The sequence below is a fragment of the Simplicispira lacusdiani genome (genome assembly GCF_003604195.1).
GTDB lineage: Bacteria > Pseudomonadota > Gammaproteobacteria > Burkholderiales > Burkholderiaceae_C > Simplicispira > Simplicispira lacusdiani.
Map to the genome: position 1 here is coordinate 154,124 of NZ_QXGR01000004.1, position 23,224 is coordinate 177,347.

Here is a 23,224-nt window from a genome sequence, read left to right on the forward strand (position 1 = left end):
CCGGATTGGTTGACACCCCTCCCGCAGGCGCCACACTGGAAGGACCGGCCGCTTTGCCGGGTGCCCGACACCGCTTCGCATGCCCACCATCCCCGCAGTTTCCCCGCCATGCCCGGCGCCCGAGGCCGTGTTCCGCGCCCAGGGCCTGGGCAAGACCTACCAGACCGGCGCCGTGGCGGTGCGGGCCCTGCACGATGTCAATCTGCAGATCGTGCGCGGCGAGTTCGTGGTGCTGCTGGGCGCCTCGGGCAGCGGCAAGTCCACGCTGCTGAACATCCTGGGCGGGCTGGACGTGCCCACCACGGGCGAGGTCTGGTTCGCCGACCACCGCCTGACCGGTGCCAGCGAGGCCGAACTGACCGACTACCGGCGCGAGCACGTGGGCTTCGTGTTCCAGTTCTACAACCTCATCCCCAGCCTCACGGTGCGTGAGAACGTGGCGCTGGTGACCGACATCGCGCCGCACCCCATGGCGATCGACGAGGCCATCGCCATGGTGGGGCTCACGCCGCGCCAGCACCATTTTCCGGCGCAGCTCTCGGGCGGCGAGCAGCAGCGCGTGGCCATCGCGCGCGCCATCGTCAAGCGCCCCGAGGTGCTGCTGTGCGACGAGCCCACGGGTGCGCTCGACTACCAGACCGGCAAGATGGTGCTGGAGGTGATCGCCCGCATCAACGCCGAACTGGGCACCACGGCGGTGGTCATCACGCACAACGCCGCCATCGCCGCCATGGCCGACCGCGTGGTCTACCTGGGCGACGGCACCATCCAGCGCGTGGAGCGCAACGCGCACCGCGTCTCGCCCTCGGAGCTGTCCTGGTGATGCCGTCCTGGGGCACAGGCCCATGAAGGCCCTCGACCGCAAGCTGCTGCGCGACCTGCGGCGCATGTGGAGCCAGGCGCTCACCATCGCGCTGGTGGTGGCCAGCGGGCTGGGCGGCTTCATCACCTGCCTGTCGGCGGTCGATTCGCTGGCGCTGGCGCGCGACCAGTTCTACGCCCAGGGCCATTTCGCCGACGCCTTCGCCAGCGTCAAGCGCGCGCCGCTGGCGCTGGCCGAGGTGTTGCGCGGCGTGCCCGGCGTGGCCGATGTGCAGGTGACGGTGGAGCAGGTGGTGCGCGTGGAGATCGCGGGGCTGTCCGACCCCATCCTGGGCCAGCTCATCGGCGTGGACCTGCGCCAGCCGCCGCGCATGAACCAGGTCACCGTGCGCCACGGGCGCGCCCTGGCGCCCGCCGGTGCCGGGCAGGCGCGCGGCGACGGTGCCATCGACGCCCTGGTGTCCGAAGGCTTCGCCACCGTGCGCGGGCTGCGGCCGGGCGATGAACTCACGGCCCTGGTCAACGGCAAGCGCCGCGGCCTGCGCATCGTGGGCACAGCGCTGTCGCCCGAATACATCTTCGCCGGGCTCGCGGGCGTGCCCGACATGCGCGGCTTCGGCGTCTTCTGGGTGGACCGCGAGGCCCTGGCCGCCGCCTACGACATGCAGGGCGCGTTCAACCGCGTGGCCGTCAAGCTGGCGCCCCAGGCCTCGGAGCCCGCCGTGCTCGACGGACTCTCGCGCCTGCTCGCGCCCTACGGCGGGCGCGACGCCCGGGGCCGGGAAGACCAGCCCTCGCACGCCATGCTCGACGCCGAGATCAAGGAGCAGCGCGTGCTGGGCACCGTGCTGCCCGCCATCTTCCTGGCCGTGGCGGCCTTCCTGCTGCACGTGGTGCTTTCGCGCCTGGTGTCCACGCAGCGCGAGCAGATCGCCGCGCTCAAGGCGCTGGGCTATGCCAATGCCGCGATCGCCGGGCACTACCTCAAGCTCGTGGCGCTGATCGTCGCCGTGGGGCTGCTGCTGGGCGTGGCGCTGGGCGACTGGCTGGGCACCCTGCTGACGCGGCTGTACGCGGAATTCTTTTTCTTCCCGGTGTTCGGGCACCGCATCGCGCCGTGGCTGTTCCTTGTCGGCGCGGGCGTGACCGGCGCCACGGCCCTGCTGGGCACGCTCAGCGCCGTGGGCGCCACCGTGCGCCTGGCGCCGGCCGAGGCCATGCGCCCACCCGCGCCCGGCTTGTACCGGCGCACCGTGCTGGAGCGTCTGGGCGTGCAGCGCATTCCGCCCGCGCTGCGCATGGTGCTGCGCAACATGGAGCGCCGGCCGCTGCGCACCCTGCTGACCATCGGCGGCACGGCGGCGTCGGTGGCCATCGTCATCATGGGCAACTTCTTCAGCGACGCCATCGACCACATCGTCGACACCACCTTCGAACTGGCCATGCGCAGCGACGTGACCGTGTGGATGGCCGAGCCCGTGGATGCCCTGGCCCTCCTGCAACTGGCGCGCTTGCCGGGCGTGGCGCTGGTGGAGCCCTCGCGCGGCGTGGCCGTGCGCATTCGCCACGGCCACCGCAGCGAGCGCGTGGGCCTGCAGGGCATCGTGCCGGATGCGCGCCTGCAGCGCATCATCGACGTGGACGGCCGCCAGAGCCCCGTGCCGGCGACGGGCCTGCTGCTCACCGACCGCCTGGCCGACAAGCTCGGCCTGCGCGTGGGCGACATGGTGCAGCTGGAGGTGCTCGAAGGCCGCCAGCGCAGCCTGACCGTGCCCGTGCAGGCCACCGTGCGCGAGATGATGGGCCTCAACGCCTACGTGCAGCGCGATACGCTCAACCGCTGGCTGCAGGAGGGCGACGTGGCCTCGCAATTCGCCGTGGCGCTGGAGCCGGGCGCCGAGCCGCGCTTCCTGGAGGCCACCAAGGGCCTGCCGCGCGTGGCGGGGGCGTTCAGCAAGGCTACGCTGCTGCGCAACATGGAGGACGTGAGCGCGCGCAACGTGCGCATCATGAGCACCATCCTCACGCTGTTCGCGGCCGTGATCGCCGTGGGCGTGGTCTACAACAATGCCCGCATCGCCCTGGCCGAGCGCACCTGGGAGCTGGCCAGCCTGCGTGTGCTGGGTTTCACGCGCGGCGAGGTTTCGGCGCTGCTGCTGGGCGAGCTGGCCATCGGCATCGCGCTGGCGCTGCCCCTGGGCATGGCGCTGGGCTGGGGGCTGGTGCACCTAGTGGTGGACCTGCTCAAGAACGACCAGTTTTTGTTCCCCGTGGTCATCGGCCCGCGCACCTATGCCGTGGCGGGCCTGTGCGTGGTGGCCGCGGGTGCGGCCAGCGCGCTGGTGGTGCGGCGGCGGATCGACCAGCTGGACATGGTGGGCGCGCTCAAGACGCGCGAGTGACGGAAAAACGGATCAAGCGAGGACGATGGCGATGCAGAAGAAGACATGGATGCTGAGCGGGGGCGCGGTGGTGGCGCTGGCGGTGCTGCTGGCCTGGGCCTTCGCGCCCCGGCCGCAGCCGGTGGAAGTGGTGGGCGTGGCGCAGGGCCGCTTCGAGACCGGCATCGACGAGGACGCCAAGACCCGGTTGCGCGACCGGTATGCCGTCTCGGCCCCGCTGGCCGGGCGCCTGGCGCGCATCGCGCTGCGCGAGGGCGACGCGGTGCGCGCGGGCGAGGTGGTGGCGCGCATCCTGCCGGCGTTGCCGGCCCTGCTCGATGAACGCAGCCTGCAGGAACACCGGGCGCGCGTGGACGCCGCGCAGGCCGGCGTGCAGCGCGCCGGGGTGCGCGCCGAGCGCAGCCGCGTGGTGCTGGAGCAGGCGCGCGGCGACCTGCGCCGCAGCGAGGACCTGGCGCGGCAGGGCTTCGTGGCCGCCGCGCGGCTGGACGCCGACCGCCTGGCCCTGGACGCCGCGCAGAAGGACGCGCAGGCCGCCATGCTGGAGCAGCAGGCGGCGCGCGCCGACCTGGCCCAGGCGCGCGCGGCGCTCGGCGTGGTGCAACGCCCGCAGGCCGGGGGCCGGGCCTTCGAGGTGCGCGCGCCCGTGGCCGGCCGCGTGCTGCGCGTGGCCCAGACCAGCGAGGGCATGGTGGGGCTGGGCACGGTGCTGGTCGAGCTGGGCGACACCACGCAGCTGGAGGTGGTGGCGCCGCTGCTGTCCACCGATGCGCTGCAGGTGCGCGCGGGCAGCCCCGTGCGCATCGAGCGTTGGGGCGGTCCCGGCGTGCTGCAGGGGCGCGTGCGCGCCGTGGAGCCGGCGGCGTTCACCAAGGTCTCGGCCCTGGGGGTGGAGGAGCAGCGCGTGAACGTGCTCATCGACCTGACTAGCCCGGCCGCGCAGTGGGAGGCCCTGGGCGACGGCTACCGCGTGGTGGCGCGCGTGCTCACGCGCGAGGCAGAGGACGCCACCCTGGTGCCCGTGAGCGCGCTGTTTCCGCTGCACGCCGACGGCGCCGCTGCGGCGGGCGCCGAACCCGCCGCGCCGCGCATGGCCGTGTTCGTGGTGCAAGAGGGGCGCGCCCGCCGCGTGCCCGTGGTGCTGGAGGCGCGCGGTGCCACCCATGCCTGGGTGAAGGAGGGGCTGCAGGCCGGCGCGCAGGTGGTGGTGTACCCGCCCGCCACGCTGGCCGATGGCGCCCGCGTGCGGCTGCGCGCGCCGTGACGGAACCCCGGGCCATGGACCTGCAGGACGACTACGCCGCCGCCGAACGGCGCCTGCGTGCCCTGCAGCGCTCGCCCCAGGCCTTCGACCACCCGGTGGGCGCGGTGGAATGGATCGAAACGCACATCTCCTGGCTGCTGCTGGTGGGTGACTATGTCTACAAGTTCAAGAAGCCGCTGCGGCTGGATTTCCTGGACTTCAGCACCCCGGCGCTGCGCCGCGCCGCGTGCGCGGAGGAGCTGCGCATCAACCGCCGTACCGCGCCGGGCCTTTATCTGGGATTGGTGGCACTCACGGGCGGCGCGCCGGACGGACTGCGCCTGCGTCCCCTGGAGGATGCGCCCCCGGATGCCGAACCCGCGGTGCGCATGCGGCGCTTCGATCAGGCGGCGCTGCTCAGCCACCTGCTGGAGCGGGAGCAGCTCACGCCCGCGCACATCGACGCGCTGGCGTGGCAGGTGGCGCGCTTCCATGGCGCGGCCGCCGTGGCCCTGCCCGGCCAGGGCTGGGGTACGGCGCAGGCCGTGCGCGCGCCAGTGGATGACTGCCTGGCCGCCCTGCGGGCCGTGGCGGCCGATGCGCCGGACCTGGCGCCGCTGCTGGGCGATGTGGCGCGGTGGTGTGCCGCCCAAGGCGCCAGGCTGGCGCCGGTTTTCGAGGAGCGCCTGCGCTCGGGCCGCGTGCGCGAAGGCCATGGCGACCTGCACCTGGCGAATCTGGTGCTCATCGATGATGCGCCGCAGTTGTTCGATGCCATTGAATTCAACCCGGCGCTGCGCTGGATCGATGGCGTGGCCGATGTCGCCTTCCTGGCCATGGACCTGGAGGCGCGCGGCCGCGCCGACCTGGCCTGGCGTTTTCTCAACGCCTGGCTGGAGCGCACGGGCGACTACGCAGGCCTGCAGGTGCTCGATTACTACCGCGTCTACCGCGCCCTGGTGCGCGCCCGCGTGGCGGGCCTGCGCCTGGCGCAGACCGAGGGCCAAGCCCGCGCCGCCTGCCTGCGGGAGCAGCGGCGCTACCTGGAACTGGCGCTGCGCTTCATCCGGCCTCGGCCCCTGGCGCTGTGGCTGGCGCACGGTTTCTCGGGCTCGGGCAAGAGCACGCAGTCGTTGGCGCTGGTCTGCCAGCGCGGCATGGTGCGCGTGCGCGCCGATGTGGAGCGCAAACGGCTGTTCGGCCTGGCGCCCGAGGACGCCAGCGGCGCCGTGCCCGGCGGCATCTACACGCAGGATGCCTCGCTGCGCACGCACGAGCGGCTGGCGCGGGCGGCGCGCTCGGCACTCGATGCCGGCCACGCGGTGCTGGTGGACGCCACCTTCCTGAACCCGGCCCTGCGGGCGCGGTTCATCGCGCTGGCCCAGGCGCTGCGGGTGCCCATCCGTATCCTGTGTTTCGAGGCGCCGCTCGACGTGCTGCGCGAGCGTGTGCGTGCTCGCCAGCAGGCCGGGGGCGATGCCTCCGAGGCCGATGTGCGGGTGCTCGAATCGCAATGGGCCGCGGCCCGGCCGCTCTCGGCCGAGGAGGAGGCATGGGCCATGCACGTGGACACGACCCGGCCCGTGGACTGGGACGCGCTGCTGCCGCCAGAACCGGCTACAGCCCCACCTGGCCTGGCACCAGGTGCAGCAGCACCGTCGTCATGAACAGGTAGCGCAAAAACTTGCCCACGGCCATGTAGGCCAGGCAGGGCCAGAACGGCAGCTTGAGCCAGCCGGCCACGGCGCACAGGGGGTCGCCCACCACGGGCAGCCAGCTCAGCAAGCAGGTCTTGGCCCCCCATTTGCGCAGCCAGATGCGCGCGCGGCGCTCGTTGCGGCTGAGTTCGCGCACCGGCTTGGCATCGGCGCCCGGGGGGGGGCCGGCCCGCCGGTGGCGCCGCGCGGCATCCCAGGCGCGGTGCGCGCCCAGCCCCATCCACCAGCTCACGCCGCCGCCCAGGGTGTTGCCCGCGGTCGCCACCAGGATGGCGGGCCAGAACAGCTCGGGGTTGAGCTTGATGAGGCCGAACACTGCGGGCTCCGAGCCCATGGGCAGCAGCGTCGCCGACACGAAGGCGACGACAAAGACCGTGCTCAGGCCGAACTGCGGCAGGGCCAGCCAGCCGAGCATTGCGTGCATCCAGGATTCCATGGCCAGGGAGTGTAGGGGCAGGCCGTGCGGGCCGCTGCCGGCACCGTTGCATGGAGGGCGGCATGGGGGTGGATATTTCATTTGCTGAAATTTTGAGCAGGTACAATCCTGCCTCCTTTTTCAGCATTCGCTGCCCACCCTCACCCATGCACATCGGCCATATTCCCCTGGCGAACCGTCTGTTCGTCGCCCCGATGGCCGGGGTGACGGACCGGCCGTTCCGCCAGCTGTGCAAGCAGCTCGGCGCCGGCTACGCGGTGAGCGAGATGGTGACCTCGCGCAAGGACCTGTGGAACAGCCTCAAGACCTCGCGCCGGGCCAACCACGAGGGCGAGCCCGGGCCCATCGCGGTGCAGATCGCGGGCACCGAGGCGGCGATGATGGCCGAGGCGGCGGTCTACAACATCGAGCGCGGCGCCCAGATCATCGACATCAACATGGGCTGCCCGGCCAAGAAGGTCTGCAACAAGTGGGCGGGCTCGGCGCTGATGCAGGACGAGGCGCTGGCGGTGTCGATCGCCCAGGCGGTGGTGGACGCCTGCGCGCCGCGCAATGTGCCCGTCACGCTGAAGATGCGCACCGGCTGGTGCCAGCAGCACAAGAACGCCGTGCAGCTGGCGCGCCAGTTCGAGGCCGTGGGCATCCAGATGCTCACGGTGCATGGCCGCACGCGCGAGCAGGGGTACAAGGGCCAGGCCGAGTACGACACCATCGCGGCCGTGAAGGCAGCGGTGCAGGTGCCCGTGGTGGCCAATGGCGACATCACCTCGCCCGAGAAGGCGCGCGATGTGCTGGCCTGCACCGGGGCCGACGCCATCATGGTCGGCCGCGCGGCCCAGGGCCGGCCCTGGATCTTCCGCGAGATCGGCCACTTCCTGGCCACGGGCGAACACCTGGCGCCGCCGTTGGTGGCCGAGGTGCGGCGCCTGCTGCTGGACCACCTGCAGGACCACTACCGCCTCTACGGCGAGCTGACCGGCGTGCGCAGCGCGCGCAAGCACATTGCCTGGTACCTGCGGGCGTTGCCGGGCGGCGAGGATTTCCGACAACATATCAATACGATCGACGACTGCCAGGCGCAATGGCAGGCGGTGGACGACTACCTGCAGGCCCTGGGCCGACAGATGGACCGCCTGCCGGCCGCGAGCGCCGGGCTGGACGCCGACGCACAAGAACAAGAGGGATTGGCTGCATGAGCAAAAAACACATCGAGGAATGCGTGCGCGAGAGCCTGCAGGGCTACTTCCGCGACCTGGGCGGCGAGACGCCCGACGGCATGTACGACATGCTGGTGCGCGTGGTCGAAAAACCGCTGCTGGAGGTGGTGATGAGCCATGCCGACAACAACCAGTCGCGCGCCGCCGAATGGCTGGGCCTGAACCGCAACACGCTGCGCAAGAAGCTGGTCGAGCACAAGCTGCTGTGAGCTTTTTTGCTATATAAATAATAGCTATTGGCGCTTGCTTGGCGGGCGCTGGAGCACGATTTCACTTCAAAACCACCACCATGAACGCACTACTCTCCGTCTCCGACAAGACCGGTATCGTCGAATTCGCGCAGGCCTTGCATGCCCTGGGCATCAAGCTGCTGTCCACCGGCGGCACCGCCAAGCTGCTGCAGGAGGCGGGCCTGCCCGTGACCGAGGTGGCCGAGGTCACGCAGTTCCCCGAGATGCTCGACGGCCGCGTCAAGACCCTGCACCCCAAGGTGCATGGCGGCCTGCTGGCGCGCCGCGAGCTGCCCGCGCACATGGCGGCGCTGAAGGAGCACGGCATCGACACCATCGACCTGCTGGTGGTGAACCTCTACCCCTTTGAAGCCACCGTGGCCAAGGCCGGCTGCACGCTGGCAGACGCCATCGAGAACATCGACATCGGCGGCCCCGCCATGGTGCGCAGCGCCGCCAAGAACTGGAAGGATGTCGGCGTCATTACTTCGGCCGACCAGTACGAGGCCGTGCTGGCCGAGTTGAAGGCCGGCGGCAAGCTGTCCGACAAGCTGCGCTTCGCGCTGTCGGTGGCCGCGTTCAACCGCATCGCCCAGTACGACGGCGCCATCAGCGACTACCTCTCCTCCGTCAGCTTCGAGGCCGAGAAGCTGTCCGAAACCTACGTGCCCCAGCGCGCGCTGTTCCCCGGCCAGAGCAACGGCATCTTTACCAAGGTGCAGGACCTGCGCTACGGCGAGAACAGCCACCAGCAGGCCGCGCTGTACCGCGACCTGTACCCCGCGCCCGGCTCGCTGGTCACCGGCGTGCAGTTGCAGGGCAAGGAGCTGAGCTACAACAACATCGCCGACGCCGACGCCGCCTGGGAATGTGTGAAGAGCTTTGACGCCGCCGCCTGCGTGATCGTCAAGCACGCCAACCCCTGCGGCGTGGCCGTGGGCCTGGATGCCCTGAGCGCCTACAACAAGGCCTTCCAGACCGACCCGACCAGCGCCTTCGGCGGCATCATCGCGCTGAACCGCACGCTCGACGGCGCGGCCGCCGCGCAGATCAGCAAGCAGTTCGTCGAGGTGCTGATGGCGCCCGATTTCACGCCCGAGGCGCTGGAGATCTTCAAATCGAAGGCCAATGTGCGCCTGCTCAAGATCGCCTTGCCCGCGCGCGGCGGCCAGACCGATTGGGAGCGCGGCCGCAACGCCATGGACGCCAAGCGCATCGGCTCGGGCCTGCTGCTGCAGACGGCCGACAACCACGAGTTGGCGCTCACCGAACTGAAGGTGGTCACCAAGAAGCAGCCCACGCTGGAAGAGATGGAAGACCTGCTGTTCGCCTGGAAGGTGGCCAAGTACGTCAAGAGCAACGCCATCGTGTTCTGCAAGGGCGGCATGACCATGGGCGTGGGCGCGGGCCAGATGAGCCGCCTGGACTCGGCGCGCATCGCCAGCATCAAGGCCCAGCACGCCGGCCTGACCCTGCAGGGCACGGCCGTGGCGAGCGACGCCTTCTTCCCCTTCCGCGACGGCCTCGACGTGGTGGTGGACGCGGGCGCGACCTGCGTGATCCAGCCCGGCGGCTCCATGCGCGACCAGGAAGTGATCGACGCCGCCGACGAGCGCGGCGTGGCCATGGTGTTCAGCGGCGTGCGCCATTTCAGACATTGAGAGCAACCCCCTGAGCGGCTGCGCCGCTTCCCCCTTCTCTTGCAGCGCTGCGCGTTGCGGAAGGGGGACGACACCAGCGCGGCGGGGCGGCCCTTGCGCGGTGTCTGCTGGTCTGGGCCGCGCCGGTTTCAAAGGGCAGCGTGACATCCAACAAAAAAGCGGCCTCGGCCGCTTTTCTTTTTGAGTGGGGCAGGGTCAGTTTGGTTTGCCCTTGCGCCCGGCCAGCACCTGTTCGATTTCTTCGTCCTTGGCCTGCCACAGCTCGTTCACCCAGGCCTGCACAGGCGCGCGCGGCGCGGGTTCGCCGTTGGCTGGCAGCACCTGCGGCGGGATGGCGCGCAGATGGGCGTGCACCACCACCTCGGTGATGCGGCCGCAGAGGGCGTCGGTGAAAGTGGGGGCGCCCTGCGGGTAGACGAGGGTCACGTCGAGGAAGCCGGTGAAGGCGTCGCCCAGGGTCTCCAGCGCCATGCCGATGCTGCCCACCTTGGGCTTGAGCAGGTGGCGGTAGGGCGATTTCTGCTGCGCGTGCTTGGCGGGCGTGAAGCGCGTGCCCTCGACGAAGCTCATCACCGAGGTGGGCACGAGGCGGAACTTCTCGCAGGCCTTGCGCCCGGCTTCGAGGTCGGCGCGCGCGCTGGCGCCGCCCTTGCGCTGCATGAACGGAAAGTCGAGCGCCCACCAGGCCAGGCCGATCACGGGCACGTAGATCAGCTCCTTCTTGGTGAAGAACTTGAGCATGGGGATGCGGCGGTTGAACACGCGCTGCAGCACCAGGATGTCCACCCAGGTCTGGTGGTTGCTGGCCACGAGGTACCAGCCGCGCGGGTCGAGCCCGTCCACGCCGCTGACCTGCCAGCGCACCGGGTTGACGGCGCCGAGCCAGAAGGCGTTGATGTCCATCCACAGCGCCGCGATGCCCATGAGGGCGCGGTCGCAGACATGGCGCACCGGGGTGACAGGCAGGATGAGCTTGGCCAGGGCGAACGGGATCATCGAGCTGCACAGCACGAGGGTGTTGATCGCCAGGATCAGCGCGGCAAACAGGAACTTGGGTGCAGCAAGCATGGGAGGAGGGGAGGCGGGTGCGGTAGAAATAAGGGTGTTTTCGGGGTGCAGCGCTTGCAGGGCAAGCGCTGCTAGCTCTTATTTTGAGAGCGTCTTGAACACTTCGCGCGCGGCGGCCACCGTGGCCGCGATGTCGTCGGCGGTGTGCGCCGCACTGACGAAACCGGCTTCATAGAGCGCGGGCGCGATGTATACGCCGCGGTCGAGCAGGCCGTGGAACAGCTGGTTGAAGCGCGCGTTGTCGGTGCGCATGACCTGCGGGTAGTTCTGCGGCAGCTCGGGCATCAGGAAGAAGCCGAACATGCCGCCCTGGCAGTCCACGCTGAAGGGCACGCCCTCGGCGTCGGCGGCGGCCTTGAGGCCGTCAACCAGCGAGCGCGTGGACTTTGAGAGGGCCTCGTAGAAGCCGGGCTTGCGGATCTCGCGCAGCGTGGCCAGGCCGCAGGCCGTGGCCACGGGGTTGCCCGACAGCGTGCCGGCCTGGTAGACGCCGCCCAGCGGCGCCAGGTGTTCCATGATGGCGCGCTTGCCGCCGAAGGCCGCCAGCGGCATGCCGCCGCCGATGACCTTGCCCATCACGGTGAGGTCGGGCTCGAAACCAGGGATGGCCTGGGCATAGACGCTCTGCGCGCCGCCCAGCGCCACGCGGAAGCCCGTCATGACCTCGTCGTACACCAGCAGGGCGCCGTGCTGCGTGCACAGCTCACGGCAGCGGCGCGTGAACTCGACGCTGGCGCGCACGAAGTTCATGTTGCCGGCGATGGGCTCGATCATCAGGCAGGCCACGTCCTTGCCATGCAGGGCGAAGGCTTCTTCGAGCTGCTGCACGTTGTTGTATTCGAGCACCAGGGTGTGCTGCACCACTTCGGGCGGCACGCCGGCGCTGGTGGCGTTGCCGAAGGTGGCCAGGCCCGAGCCGGCCTTGACCAGCAGCGCGTCGGCGTGGCCGTGATAGCAGCCCTCGAACTTGATGATCTTGCTGCGGCCCGTGGCGCCGCGCGCCAGGCGGATGGCGCTCATGCCGGCCTCGGTGCCCGAGCTGACGAGGCGCACCATGTCCATGGACGGCACGATGGACAGGATTTCCTCGGCCAGCTCGACCTCGCGTTCGGTAGGCGCGCCGAAGGAGAAGCCTTCGAGCACGGCCTTTTGCACGGCTTCGAGCACGGCCGGGTGGCCGTGGCCCAGGATCATCGGGCCCCAGGAGCCGATGTAGTCGATGTGCTTTTTGCCATTGGCATCCCAGAAGTAAGCGCCCTGGGCGCGTTGCACGAAGCGGGGCGTGCCGCCGACGGCGCGGAAGGCGCGCACGGGAGAGTTGACGCCGCCGGGGATCACGGCCTTGGCGCGTTCGAACAGGGAGGTATTCAGGTCAGTGCTTGGTGTCATGGGAATGAAGGCCGAAGCCTTCCAGGCTGGGTTGATCTTCTTTGTTGTCGTCGGCGCTGTCGTCGCCGTCTTCGGGCTCGGCCCAGAACATGCGGTCGGGCACGACATGGCCCATGCCGGGCCGGAAACCGGCGTCGAGGCAGCGGTCCAGGTAACTCAGGGCTTCGCTGCAGGCCTCGGCCAGGTCGCATCCGCAGGCCAGCAGGGAGGCCAGGGCGGTCGACAGGGTGTCGCCCGCGCCGGTGAAGGTGGCGTCGAACAGCTCGAAACGGCCGCTGCAGAGCACGGACTCGGGCGAGGCGAGCACATTCTCGACGAACTGCTCGGGCAGCGGGATGCCGGTGACCAGGGTGTAGGGAACGCCCATCTCGGCGGCGGCGGCGGCAATGTCGCGCGGACCGGGGCTGCGCTCGCTCTCCCAGTCGGGCAGGAGCCAGCGCCAGAGCGTGCTGTGGTTTCCAACCAACACGGTGGTCTGCGGCAGCATGAGCTCGCGGAAGGCGTCAAGGTACTGGTCGATCAGTCCATCCTGCCACCACGAGAGGTTGGGCATGTAGCTGACGATCGGCAGCTCGGCGTAGTCCGCGGCCAGTTCGGCGATGGCGCTGATGTTCTCCGGGCCGCCCACGAACCCGACCTTGATGACCTGGACCGGCAGGTCTTCGAGCGCGGCGCGCGCCTGCTCTGTGACCGCCTCGTCGTCGAAGCTGAAGTGGTCGCGCACCTCCGCCGTATCGCGAACATAGGCTCCGGTGACCACCGCTACCGGGTGACCCCCCACCGAGGTGATGGTGGAGATGTCCGCCGTCAATCCGCCCGCGCCACTGGGGTCGCTGGCGTTGAACACCATGACGCAGGCAGGATGAGGGAGGGCATCGGCGGCAGGTGTTTCGGCCTCGTCGGAAAAGGGGGGTGGCGACTGGTTTGGCATGGGCCCGTTGCGGTGCGGATGGTGGCGCGAAAACGGCAACCAGCAGTGGCGCCTAGATACAATCATTGCATTCTATGTGAAGGCCCTTTAAGCTGTGACCGGTTCATTAACTTGGATGTGCTTGCTATGCGGTTGGATTTATGACGAATCCAAGGGTTCTCCCGAACACGGCATTCCACCCAGCACGCCTTAGGACCGGGTTCCAGCCACTTGGGCCTGCCCTGAATGTGGTGCCGGCAAGGATGATTTCGAGATGGTTCGGATCTGAAGCGCGGCAACTGCCTGCGTTGTTTATTTTTCCCATCGGGAGCAGTGACAATTGACTACAACCGGCACATCTTTCAAAGTGCTCGTGGTGGATGACAGCAATACCATCCGACGCAGCGCAGAGATATTCCTCAAACAGGGTGGGCACGAAGTTTTATTGGCGGACGATGGTTTTGACGCCCTTGCGAAGGTCAATGATTACCATCCCCAGCTGATTTTCTGTGACATTCTCATGCCCAAGCTCGATGGTTACCAGACGGTGGCCATCATTAAGCGCAATGCCCGTTTCGCGGACACTCCCGTGGTGATGCTTTCATCCAAGGACGGGGTTTTCGACAAGGCGCGCGGCCGCATGGTGGGCTGCCAGGAATATCTCACCAAACCATTTACCAAAGACCAGCTGCTGCAAGCGGTGCAGCAGTTTGGCAATCCCGATCAAGGAGCGATGTGATGCCGATTCAGAAAGTACTGGTCGTCGATGATTCGAAGACAGAGTTGATGTTCCTGACCGATCTGCTGCAGAAGAAGGGCATGCAGGTGCGCACGGCGGAAAATGCCGACGAGGCATTCCGCCGGCTGGCCGAGGAAAAGCCCGACCTGATTCTCATGGACGTCGTCATGCCCGGCCAGAACGGTTTCCAGCTTACGCGGGCCATTTCGCGCGATCCGCTCTATGCCGATGTGCCCATCATCATGTGCACCAGCAAGAACCAGGAAACCGATCGCGTGTGGGGCATGCGCCAGGGCGCCCGAGGCTATATCACCAAGCCCGTGGATGCTGCCGAACTGCAGGCCAAGATCGATGCGCTGAACTGAGAGTCCGGCATCTTCTATGGCCAATCGCGAAGCGCTACGAGAGCTCCAGATTCGACTCGCCAGCCGCCTGCAGGCGGCCAGGACCGAGGGCTTGTCCGTTTCCTCCTGGCTGGCTGTCGAGTCCGCCGGGAAATACTACCTGCTGCCGCTGGGCCATGCGGGCGAGATCTTCCCCTGGACGGTGGTGCAGCCCGTGCCCTATACCCAGAAGTGGTTCATGGGCGTGGCCAACCTGCGGGGCGGCTTGACGGGTGTGGTCGATCTGGCGGGTCTGCTCGGAGAGGCTCCGGTGCGCACGGAGCAGGCCCTCGCCGAGTCCAGCCTGCTGGCACTCAATGCCGCGCTGGAAGTCAACGCCGCTTTGCTGGTGGACCATCTTGCGGGCCTGCGTGGCACGGATGCCTTCATTGCGTCCGAGCCTCCCCCCGAGGATGCGCCGGCATTTTTTGGCTCGACCTATATCGATTCCGACGGTAAGCGCTGGCAGGAGCTCAATCTTCAGGCCCTGTCTCAACACACCGCATTCCTGAGCATCAGTGCTTGAGTTCTTCTGTAAGGCTGCCCCATGTCTGTTGTCAACAAAATTGGTAATCTGTTCAACCGCAAGCCCGCGAATCAGCCGGCCGAGGCAAGCCCGGCGCCAGACCAGGAATTTCTGTCCGCCGACATGCTCCAGAGCTACCAGGTCGATGGCCTGAACAGCGTGCAGGGCGAACCCGAGAGCTATGCGGCAAGTGCCGCCGTCGATGCCGATGCCAACCATGAACTCATCTCGCTGCCAGTCCTGGGCACGGGAACGGCAGCAAGCCAGCAGCGCCGGTTGCTGGGTCTGTTGGCCGTGGGCGTGCTGGTGCTGGGTGCCATCGCGTTCTGGGTGCTGCAGCAGGCCGATCGCTCCGCGCAGCAGCTCGCGGCCACTGGCCAATCGCTGATGCAGTCGCAGCGCCTCGCCAAGTCGGTGTCCCAGGCGCTGGTCGGCAGTCCCCAGGCCTTCCCCGACGTGGTGGAGAGCTCGGGTGTGCTGGCGCGCAATGTGCGCGCCCTCAATGGCGGCGACTCCGAGCTGGGCGTGCAGGCCCTGGGTGAGCCGTTCAAGCCCGAACTTGACGCCATCACTCCCTTGATGGAGCGCGCCGAACGCAATGCCGGCGTGGTGATGGGGCAGCAGAAGATCCTGACGCAGGTGGGTGACGCTCTGCGCACCATCAACCGCCAGTCTTCCGATCTGCTGGAAATCGCGGAAACCGTCTCTTCGCTCAAGCTTCAGCAGAACGCTCCTGCGGCCGAAATCTCCGCCGCCGGCCAGCTCGTGATGTTGACGCAGCGCATCGGCAAATCGGCCAACGAATTCCAGACGGCCGAAGGCGTGAGCCCCGAGGCTGTGTTCCTGCTGGGCAAGGACTTGAACTCGTTCAAGGAAATCGCGCAAGGCCTGCTCGACGGCAGCCCCGAATTGCGCCTGGCCGCCACCAAGGACGCGCAGACGCGCGAGCAGCTGTCTGCCCTGATCAAGCTCTACGAAGACACCCGCAACCAGGCCAGCGCCATTCTGGGCAACCTGCAAGGCCTGGTGTCGGCGCGCGAGGCGCAGACCGCCATTTTGGGTGACAGTGAACCGATGCGTCGCCAGCTCGAAGGCCTGCAGGGCAAGCTGTCCGCTCAGACGGGTATCGGGGCCGGCCAGTTGGCCGCGCTGGTGCTCGCGGGCTTCTTCGTGCTGTTGTGCGGCGTGGGCATTTCGCGTGTGCAACTGCTCGACAGCCGCAGCCGCCAGAAGGTGGCCGAGGCCCAGCAGAAGGACGCTCAGCGCCAGGAGCAGGAGGCCAAGCGGGTCAACGACGCCAACCAGGCCGCCATTTTGCGTTTGATGAACGAACTGCAGTCCGTCGCTGAAGGCGATCTGACGCAGGAAGCCACGGTGACCGAGGACATCACGGGCGCCATCGCCGACTCGGTGAACTACACGGTGGAAGAGCTGCGCCAGCTGGTGGGCAGCGTGCAGAACACGGCCACCCGGGTGGCGCAGACCACCGCCATGGTGGACAACACGTCCACCGAACTGCTGGCCGCATCGACCGAGCAGCTGCGCGAAATCCGTGAAACCGGCCGCTCGGTGCTCGACATGGCCACCCGAATCAACGAGGTGTCCACGCAGGCGCAAGAGTCCGCTACCGTGGCCCGCCAATCGCTGCAGGCCGCCGACTCGGGCCTGCAGGCCGTGCAGAACGCCATCGGCGGTATGAACTCGATCCGTGACCAGATCCAGGACACCTCCAAGCGGATCAAGCGCCTGGGCGAATCGTCGCAGGAGATCGGTGAAATCACCGAGCTGATTTCCGACATTACCGAGCAGACGAACGTGCTGGCCCTGAACGCCGCCATCCAGGCCGCGTCCGCCGGCGAAGCCGGCCGCGGCTTCTCGGTGGTGGCGGAAGAAGTGCAGCGCCTTGCTGAACGCTCCGCCGACGCCACGCGCCAGATCTCGGCGCTCGTGAAGGCCATTCAGACCGATACCCAGGACGCCGTGGCCGCCATGGAGCGCTCCACGCAGGGTGTGGTGGAAGGGGCGCGCCTGTCCGACTCCGCCGGTACCGCGCTGACCGAGATCGACCGCGTGTCGCGCCGCCTGGCCGAGCTGATTGAGCAGATCTCCTCTTCCACGTCCCGCGAAGCCACGCTGGCCAACGAAGTGGCCGACAACATCCAGCACATCTTCGCGGTGACGGAACAGACCGGTGAAGGCACGCGCACCACGGCGCAGCAGGTCCGCGAGCTGTCCACCATGGCCGAGGAACTGCGCCAGTCCGTGGCGCGGTTCAAGATCGCCTGACGTACCGAACAACGAACGGGCTCTGTGCAGCCGGGAACGAATTCATGTCATCTACTGATGCCGTAAACGCACCAAACGCAGAAGGGGGCCCGGGCGAGCAGGATCTGGGACCACTGGCGTGGGTGCTGGAGGAACTGCGCAAATCCCTGGACGGTGCCGTCAAGGCCTTGCGCCGCTTCGTGCACGACGCCGATCTGGCGCGTGAATCCGATCTGGCGACGCTGGACGTCGCCACGCTGCGTATCGCCCGCCAGCAGTTGCACCAGGCCAGCGGTGCCCTGGAAATGGTCGGAATGGCCTCTCCGGCGCTGGTGTTGCGCGCCATGGAGACGGCGGTGCAGAAATTCGTGCAGCGGCCCGAACTGTGCACCGACGATGCTGCGGGCGCCCTGGAGCGCGCCAGCTTCGCCATGAGCGAATACCTTGAAAGTGTGTTGGCGGGCAAGGCGGTGTCCCCGGTGGCGCTGTTCCCCCAATACCGTGACGTGCAGGCGCTGACCGGCACCGAGCGGGTGCATCCGGCCGATCTTTGGCCGGTGGAGCGGCGTTTCCGCGAGCCCGAGATCGATGTCTCGGCGGAACCGTTGGCCTATGGGCCTGCAGCGCGCGCGCGGCTTGATCAGGCGGTGCTGCGCATCGTCAAGGATGCCGATTTCGATGCCGCGCGCGAGTTGCGCGACATCTGCGCTGGTTTCGTGGCGGGGCAGACCGACCGGCAGTCGCGGGCCTTCTGGAAGATCTGCGCGGGTTTCTTCGAAGCGTTTGGGCGTGGACTGTTCACCCCGGATGTGTATGCCAAGCGCGTGGCCTCGCGCATCCTCATGCAGTACGCCACGCTGGCGCGGGGTGATGCGGGCATCGCCGACCGGCTGGTGCAGGATCTGTTGTTCTTCTGCTCGCAGGCGCAACCCGCCGAGGGCGAGGAGGTGCCCTACCTGCGTGCCGTGCGCAAGGCGTTCGGGCTTGATCGCGCCAGTCCCGTGGACTACGAGGCGCGGCGCTTTGGCCGTTTCGACCCCGCCGTGCTGGCACAAGCGCGCAAGCGCATCTCCGCCGCGGCGGAAACCTGGTCGGCCCTCGCTGGGGGCGACCGCAACAAACTCAAGCCGGCTGCAGACCAGTTCAGCCTGGTGTGCGACTCCCTGCGCAAGCTCCACCGCAGCAGTGAAAGCTTGGCACAGGCGCTGACCAAGGCGCTGGACACCACGACCCGCTCGGGCGAGCCACCGTCGCCAGCGCTGGCCATGGAAGTGGCGACCTCGGTGCTGTACCTGCAAGCGGCCCTGGAGGAAACGGACACCCCGGAAGAACAGATGGTCGCCCGCGCGAAGCGGCTGGCCGAGCGCCTCGACAGCGTGAGCGCGGGCGGTGAGCCCGATCCGCTGGAACCTTGGATGGAGGATCTGTACCGGCGCGTCAGCGACAACCAGACCATGGGCAGCGTGGTCGACGAACTGCGTGCCACGCTTGGCGAGGCCGAGCGGTCGATGGACCAGTTCTTCCGCAACCCCGCCGATGTGTCGCCGCTGGCCACGGTGCCCGGACGCTTGGCCCAGATGCGTGGCGTTCTGTCGGTGCTGGGCCTGGACCAGGCTTCGCTGGCGGTCTTGCGCATGCGCGACACGGTCGAACGCCTGCTTGTCGATGCCGTGGAGTCGGAGCCAGAACGCAAGCAGATTTTCGAGAAGCTGGGCAACAGTCTGGGGGCCTTGGGCTTCCTGATCGACATGCTCAGCTATCAGCGCGCGATGGCGCGCAAGCTCTTTGTCTACGATGAGGAATTGGGCGAGTTGCGCATCCTGATGGGTCGGACCCGCGCGCGCGCCTCCGACCACTCCGAGGACACGGATGCGCTGGCCTCCAAGATCGACGAACGGGCGCCAATGCCGCTGCCCGATGTCGTGCCGCGTGCCTCGCTGTATGCGCCCGTGGCGCCTGCTGCTCCTGGCGTGGCGCCGGAACCCGCGGTGCCGACGGAAGTGCTACCGGTGCCCGTGCTGCCTGAGACTGCGGACACCTCGGTACCCGAGGCCATGGAGTCCGAGGTTGAACCTGTCGTCGCTGACAGTCCGCCACTTGCGGAGACCGTGCCGGCGGTTCTGGAGGCGTCTCCCGCACCGGTTCCGCTGCCTGTGCCCGCCGTGGTGCACGAGGTGGAAGATGAGCTGTTGGACATCTTCCTGGAGGAAGCGCGCGAGGTGGTGGGCAATGGGCTGGCCGCGATCCAGGCGTTGCATGCGGAACCCGGAGACCTGAGCGAGCAGACCACCCTGCGCAGGGCGTTCCATACGCTCAAAGGCAGCTCGCGCATGGTGGGCCTCAATGATTTTGGCGAGGCAGCATGGTCGATGGAGCAGATGCTCAACGCCTGGCTGGCGGAGCAAAAGCCCATGCAGCCACCGCTGCTGGACCTGTCCGAAACGGCATTGCGTGCCTTTGGCCGCTGGGCCGACGATATCGCCGCAGGGCAGGCGGGCGGTTGGCAGGTGGCGCCGTTCAGCGCTTCTGCCGATGCCATGCGCCTGCAGGGCACCGTGGTTCCCTTGGCCTTGCCGGGCGAGCCCACCGAAGCGCCGATGGTTCAGGTGCAGGAGCCCATGGAGCCTGTGGCAGAACCCGCCGAGGAGTTGCCCGCACGGGCGCAGGACACCGAGTTGCAGGATTTCTCGGACACCCAATCCTTGGGCGTGGAGGCGTTGCCCGCCGCAGGCGAGGCTTCCGAGGTTCCTGTGGCCGAGGACATCGATTTCTCGGAGTTCTCCGCCGCGCTGGAGTCGCCGCAGGAACCGGCGCACGAGGTCGTCTCGCCGGTGGCGGAAGTCGATCTGTTGCTGGACATGGAAGCCGAGCCCCCGGTGCAGATCGAGGCTCCGGTGGACGAACTCCTTGGTTTCCCGGCGCTGGGCGAAATGCCCGTGGAGCCCGAGTCCGAGCCGCCCATGGTGCAGGCGACCGTGTCGGAGATCCCGGCAGAAGAGCCCATGCCGGTACCGGACGTGGCGACAGAAGAGCCTCCGGTGCTGGAGGTGCCCGTGCAGCCCCAGGAAGCCCCTGCCGAGGCGCTTGAAGAGGCGCAGGAGCCCGTGGCATCCCAGGAGCCCATGGTCGACGAAACGACCAAGGTGATTGGCGATTTGCGCATCAGCATTCCGCTCTACAACGTTTACCTGAACGAGGCCGATGAATGGTCGCGCCGCCTGGTGACATCGCTCCAGGAGTGGTCCATGGAGCTGCAGGAGCGTCTGCCGGACACGGCCGTGGCCTTGGCGCATTCCCTGGCGGGCAGCTCGGCCACGGTCGGCTTCGATGCACTGTCGGAAACGGCGCGTCTGTTGGAGCACGCGCTTGAGCATGTGCAACTGCAGTCGCAGGGCTCGTCGGACGATGCACGCGCCTTCCTGGACGCGGCCGAGGACATCCGCCGCCTCTTGCACCAGTTTGCCGCCGGTTTCCTCAAGGAGTCGAACCCGCAGGTGCTGGAGGCGCTGCGCCGGATTCTCGAAACCGAGGTGATCAGCACGCAATCGCCGCCCGCGGAGGATGCGGAGCAGGCGCTGCAGGCGTTGCGCGCCGAAGAGGAGGAAGCCTTCGCCGCACGCCTGGCCGAGCAATCACCGCCTGCGCCCGTCCCCGCACCGGTCGAGGCTGCGGTGGAAATGCCGCTGGTTCCCGAGCGTGGGCATGTGGCTCCGGCCCTGTCGGTTCCCGTGCGCGATCTGGAGCCTGCGGTTGAGGAGCCCGTGAAGGATGTCGTGGTGGATATCGATGACGATATCGACGCCATTGACGTCATCGATCCAGACCTCTTCCCTATCTTCGAGGAAGAGGCCGCCGAACTTCTGCCGCAGCTGGGTGGTTCCCTGCGCCAATGGGCCGCTCGGCCCGACAACCTGTCCGCGCGCACCGAGGTGCTGCGCGCTCTGCACACGCTCAAGGGCAGCGCGCGGCTGGCCGGGGCCATGCGCCTGGGCGAGCTTTCGCACCGCCTTGAATCGGCCATCGAGCAGATCGATGTGGAAACGGTCCAGGCTGGTGATGTAGAGCCCCTGCTCGGCAGCTTCGACGGCTTGCAGGCCAATTTCGCGGCGCTGCGCGCCATCAGTGCGCAGGAGCCGGCGGAACCCGTGGCCGTCACGCCTGCCAAGTCCCAGCCCGAGCCTGCGGCGGCCGATGCGGTTCCGGCAGAGGCGGCCAAGCGCCCGGTACTGGCGCGCCCCCAGGGGCCGCTGGAACTGGCGCCCGTGCGCGCGACGGCAGGCCACTCCGTGCGCGTGCGCGCCCAACTGCTCGACCGCCTGGTCAACCAGGCGGGCGAGGTGATGATCACCCGTTCGCGCATGGAAGCGCGGCTTGGGCAGCTCAAGGGTTCGATGGCCGACCTCACAGGCAACCTGGAGCGCTTGCGCCAGCAACTGCGTGATATCGAAGTCCAGTCGGAATCCCAGATGCAGTCGCGCCTGGCCTTGTCCAAGGACTCGGCGGCGGGCTTCGACCCCCTGGAGTTCGACCGTTTCACGCGCGTGCAGGAGTTGACCCGCATGATGGCCGAGTCGGTCAACGACGTGGCCACCATCCAGCGCAACCTCCAGCGAACCGTCGAAGGGACCGAGGACGATCTCATCGCCCAGGGCCGCCAGGCGCGCGAACTCCAGCGCGACCTGCTGCGCACCCGCATGGTGGAGTTCGAGGGCATCGCCGAGCGGCTCTATGCCGTGGTGCGCCAGTCGTCGAAGGAGACCGGAAAGCAGATCAAGCTGGACATTACCGGCGGCTCGATTGAGATGGACCGCGGCGTGCTGGACCGCATGACGCCCGCGTTCGAGCATTTGCTGCGCAATTGCGTGGCCCATGGCATCGAAACCCCCGAGCAGCGCATGGCGCAGGGCAAGCCCGCTACCGGAACGATCACTGTGAATCTGCGCCATGAAGGCAACGACGTATCGGTGGAGTTCCGTGATGACGGCGCTGGGCTGAACCTGTCCGCCATCCGTGGCAAGGCTGTCTCGCAGGGACTGATTCCCCCTGAAGCCGATCTCAGCGACTCCGAGGCGGCCAATCTGATCTTCATGCCGGGTTTCTCCACGGCCGCCGAGGTCACGGGCCTCGCCGGGCGCGGCATTGGCATGGATGTGGTGCGCTCCGAAGTCAATTCGCTGGGGGGACGCATCGAGACCACCACGGAGACGGGCAAGGGCGCGGCGTTCCGCATGGTGCTGCCGCTGACCACGGCCGTGACGCAAGTTGTGATGTTGCGCGCGGGCGATCTGGCCATCGGCGTACCCGCCAACCTGGTTGAGATCGTGCGCCGCGTGCCCACGGTGGAGCTGGAGGCGGCCTATCGCACGGGCACCTTCGAGGTCGCGGGAGAGAACCTGCCCTTCTTCTGGTCAGGAGCCCTGCTGCAGGCGTCGCAGCGCAGCAGCGAGCCCGCGGCGGGCAAGACCCGGCCCGTGGTGGTGCTGCGCAGCGCGTCCCAGCGCATCGCCATGCATGTGGACGAAGTGCTGGGCAACCGCGAAGTAGTGGTGAAGAACCTTGGACCGCAGCTCTCCCGTCTGCCGGGCTTGGCCGGTATGTCGGTGCTCGCATCCGGTGCCGTGGTGCTCATCTACAACCCGGTGGCCCTGGCCACGGTGTATGGCGAGCAGGTGCGCGCAGCGGGCAACAGCATGCCGGTGGCCCTGGGCACGGTGGCGGTCAACGTGGTGCCCGAGGCGGGCGGCGCGGTGCCGGTGGCGGCTGTGGCTCCGGCCTCCGGACAGGTGCCGCTGGTGCTGGTGGTGGACGATTCCATCACCGTGCGCCGTGTCACGCAGCGCCTGCTGCAGCGCGAAGGCTACCGTGTGGTGCTCGCGGCCGACGGCCTGCAGGCCCTGGAGCGCCTGCAGGAAGAGCGCCCCACCGTGGTGCTGTCCGACATCGAAATGCCACGCATGGATGGCTTCGACCTGGCCCGCAACATCCGCGCGGATGCGGCACTGCGCGATCTGCCGATCATCATGATCACGTCACGCATTGCCCAGAAGCACCGCGAGCACGCGATGGAACTGGGTGTGAACCATTACCTGGGCAAGCCGTACTCGGACGACGAGTTGCTGAGCCTGATCCAGCATTACGCCAAGCTGGCGGCGGGAGGCGAGGTGGCCGCCTGACGCGAAGGGTTGTCCGGGCCTGGGCATTCTGGAGCGCTCTGT

Annotated in this window: 16 protein-coding genes and 1 pseudogene; 13 read left to right on the plus strand and 4 right to left on the minus strand. The window is 68.2% G+C overall.

Annotated elements, in window-relative coordinates; genetic code table 11:
• Window positions 1-79 precede the first annotated feature (79 nt).
• The 4 genes from D8S75_RS06890 to D8S75_RS06905 are packed head-to-tail and all read left to right on the plus strand — an operon-like array spanning window position 80 to window position 6,134.
• Window positions 80-823, plus strand: coding sequence for an ABC transporter ATP-binding protein (locus tag D8S75_RS06890; RefSeq protein ID WP_119965351.1), 744 nt, complete (start codon window positions 80-82; stop codon window positions 821-823).
• A 22-nt stretch (window positions 824-845) separates the two neighbouring features.
• The gene (locus D8S75_RS06895) at window positions 846-3,224 is read left to right on the plus strand and encodes an ABC transporter permease (protein WP_119965353.1); all 2,379 of its coding nucleotides are present in this window, start codon (window positions 846-848) and stop codon (window positions 3,222-3,224) included.
• Between the two features lie 31 nt (window positions 3,225-3,255).
• Window positions 3,256-4,488, plus strand: a complete 1,233-nt coding sequence (locus D8S75_RS06900; RefSeq protein WP_232828946.1) for an efflux RND transporter periplasmic adaptor subunit — start codon at window positions 3,256-3,258, stop codon at window positions 4,486-4,488.
• On the plus strand, window positions 4,485-6,134 hold the full coding sequence (locus tag D8S75_RS06905) for a bifunctional aminoglycoside phosphotransferase/ATP-binding protein (protein WP_232828948.1): 1,650 nt from the start codon (window positions 4,485-4,487) through the stop codon (window positions 6,132-6,134). The genes D8S75_RS06900 and D8S75_RS06905 overlap by 4 nt, the downstream gene beginning before the upstream one ends.
• Here the strand turns inward: D8S75_RS06905 and D8S75_RS06910 are convergent.
• Window positions 6,085-6,609 carry a YqaA family protein gene (locus D8S75_RS06910; RefSeq protein ID WP_119965358.1) on the minus strand — a complete coding sequence of 175 codons (525 nt, stop codon included), beginning with the start codon at window positions 6,607-6,609 and terminating at the stop codon, window positions 6,085-6,087. The two genes, D8S75_RS06905 and D8S75_RS06910, sit on opposite strands and share 50 nt — an antisense overlap.
• A gap of 158 nt (window positions 6,610-6,767) precedes the next feature.
• Here D8S75_RS06910 and dusB point away from each other — a divergent pair, with 158 nt between their 5' ends.
• The 3 genes from dusB to purH all read left to right on the plus strand — a co-directional run bounded on the left by dusB (window position 6,768) and on the right by purH (window position 9,729).
• The gene (dusB, locus tag D8S75_RS06915; RefSeq protein ID WP_119965360.1) at window positions 6,768-7,817 is read left to right on the plus strand and encodes a tRNA dihydrouridine synthase DusB; all 1,050 of its coding nucleotides are present in this window, start codon (window positions 6,768-6,770) and stop codon (window positions 7,815-7,817) included.
• Complete coding sequence (locus tag D8S75_RS06920; protein WP_005799570.1) at window positions 7,814-8,047, plus strand: Fis family transcriptional regulator; 234 nt, start codon at window positions 7,814-7,816, stop codon at window positions 8,045-8,047. Before dusB ends, D8S75_RS06920 begins: the two co-directional genes overlap by 4 nt.
• Before the next feature lie 80 nt (window positions 8,048-8,127).
• Complete coding sequence (gene purH / locus D8S75_RS06925; RefSeq protein ID WP_119965362.1) at window positions 8,128-9,729, plus strand: bifunctional phosphoribosylaminoimidazolecarboxamide formyltransferase/IMP cyclohydrolase; 1,602 nt, start codon at window positions 8,128-8,130, stop codon at window positions 9,727-9,729.
• 195 nt (window positions 9,730-9,924) lie between these two features.
• On the opposite strand, the gene yihG is transcribed toward purH, so the two are convergent.
• The 3 genes from yihG to thiD all read right to left on the minus strand — a co-directional run bounded on the left by yihG (window position 9,925) and on the right by thiD (window position 13,117).
• Window positions 9,925-10,797 carry a 1-acylglycerol-3-phosphate O-acyltransferase, YihG family gene (gene yihG, locus D8S75_RS06930; protein ID WP_119965364.1) on the minus strand — a complete coding sequence of 291 codons (873 nt, stop codon included), beginning with the start codon at window positions 10,795-10,797 and terminating at the stop codon, window positions 9,925-9,927.
• 78 nt (window positions 10,798-10,875) lie between these two features.
• Window positions 10,876-12,186: a glutamate-1-semialdehyde 2,1-aminomutase gene (hemL, locus tag D8S75_RS06935; protein WP_119965366.1), complete on the minus strand. Its 1,311-nt coding sequence runs from the start codon at window positions 12,184-12,186 to the stop codon at window positions 10,876-10,878.
• Complete coding sequence (thiD, locus tag D8S75_RS06940) at window positions 12,170-13,117, minus strand: bifunctional hydroxymethylpyrimidine kinase/phosphomethylpyrimidine kinase (protein WP_119965638.1); 948 nt, start codon at window positions 13,115-13,117, stop codon at window positions 12,170-12,172. Before thiD ends, hemL begins: the two co-directional genes overlap by 17 nt.
• A 94-nt stretch (window positions 13,118-13,211) precedes the next feature.
• Between thiD and D8S75_RS06945 the strand changes: the two are divergent.
• From D8S75_RS06945 to D8S75_RS06970, 6 genes and pseudogenes are all read left to right on the plus strand, one after another.
• Window positions 13,212-13,385 (plus strand): annotated as a pseudogene (locus D8S75_RS06945) (rubredoxin).
• A gap of 51 nt (window positions 13,386-13,436) precedes the next feature.
• Window positions 13,437-13,835 (plus strand): response regulator, encoded by a 399-nt coding sequence (locus tag D8S75_RS06950; RefSeq protein ID WP_119965367.1) that lies wholly within the window; start codon window positions 13,437-13,439, stop codon window positions 13,833-13,835.
• On the plus strand, window positions 13,835-14,200 hold the full coding sequence (locus D8S75_RS06955) for a response regulator (protein WP_119965369.1): 366 nt from the start codon (window positions 13,835-13,837) through the stop codon (window positions 14,198-14,200). Before D8S75_RS06950 ends, D8S75_RS06955 begins: the two co-directional genes overlap by 1 nt.
• Before the next feature lie 16 nt (window positions 14,201-14,216).
• The gene (locus D8S75_RS06960) at window positions 14,217-14,744 is read left to right on the plus strand and encodes a chemotaxis protein CheW (protein WP_119965371.1); all 528 of its coding nucleotides are present in this window, start codon (window positions 14,217-14,219) and stop codon (window positions 14,742-14,744) included.
• A gap of 21 nt (window positions 14,745-14,765) precedes the next feature.
• Entirely contained in the window at window positions 14,766-17,030 is a 2,265-nt protein-coding gene (locus tag D8S75_RS06965; protein WP_119965372.1) for a methyl-accepting chemotaxis protein, read from the plus strand.
• 44 nt (window positions 17,031-17,074) lie between these two features.
• Complete coding sequence (locus D8S75_RS06970) at window positions 17,075-23,182, plus strand: hybrid sensor histidine kinase/response regulator (protein WP_119965374.1); 6,108 nt, start codon at window positions 17,075-17,077, stop codon at window positions 23,180-23,182.
• The last annotated feature ends 42 nt before the right edge of the window (window positions 23,183-23,224 follow it).

Coding starts and splice junctions, on each gene's coding strand:
- D8S75_RS06890 (WP_119965351.1), top strand. CDS start 80: ATGCCCACCATCCCCGCAGTTTCCCCGCCATGCCCGGCGCCCGAGGCC.
- D8S75_RS06895 (WP_119965353.1), top strand. CDS start 846: ATGAAGGCCCTCGACCGCAAGCTGCTGCGCGACCTGCGGCGCATGTGG.
- D8S75_RS06900 (WP_232828946.1), top strand. CDS start 3,256: ATGCAGAAGAAGACATGGATGCTGAGCGGGGGCGCGGTGGTGGCGCTG.
- D8S75_RS06910 (WP_119965358.1), bottom strand. CDS start 6,609: ATGCACGCAATGCTCGGCTGGCTGGCCCTGCCGCAGTTCGGCCTGAGC.
- dusB (WP_119965360.1), top strand. CDS start 6,768: ATGCACATCGGCCATATTCCCCTGGCGAACCGTCTGTTCGTCGCCCCG.
- D8S75_RS06920 (WP_005799570.1), top strand. CDS start 7,814: ATGAGCAAAAAACACATCGAGGAATGCGTGCGCGAGAGCCTGCAGGGC.
- purH (WP_119965362.1), top strand. CDS start 8,128: ATGAACGCACTACTCTCCGTCTCCGACAAGACCGGTATCGTCGAATTC.
- yihG (WP_119965364.1), bottom strand. CDS start 10,797: ATGCTTGCTGCACCCAAGTTCCTGTTTGCCGCGCTGATCCTGGCGATC.
- hemL (WP_119965366.1), bottom strand. CDS start 12,186: ATGACACCAAGCACTGACCTGAATACCTCCCTGTTCGAACGCGCCAAG.
- thiD (WP_119965638.1), bottom strand. CDS start 13,117: ATGCCAAACCAGTCGCCACCCCCCTTTTCCGACGAGGCCGAAACACCT.
- D8S75_RS06955 (WP_119965369.1), top strand. CDS start 13,835: ATGCCGATTCAGAAAGTACTGGTCGTCGATGATTCGAAGACAGAGTTG.
- D8S75_RS06960 (WP_119965371.1), top strand. CDS start 14,217: ATGGCCAATCGCGAAGCGCTACGAGAGCTCCAGATTCGACTCGCCAGC.
- D8S75_RS06965 (WP_119965372.1), top strand. CDS start 14,766: ATGTCTGTTGTCAACAAAATTGGTAATCTGTTCAACCGCAAGCCCGCG.
- D8S75_RS06970 (WP_119965374.1), top strand. CDS start 17,075: ATGTCATCTACTGATGCCGTAAACGCACCAAACGCAGAAGGGGGCCCG.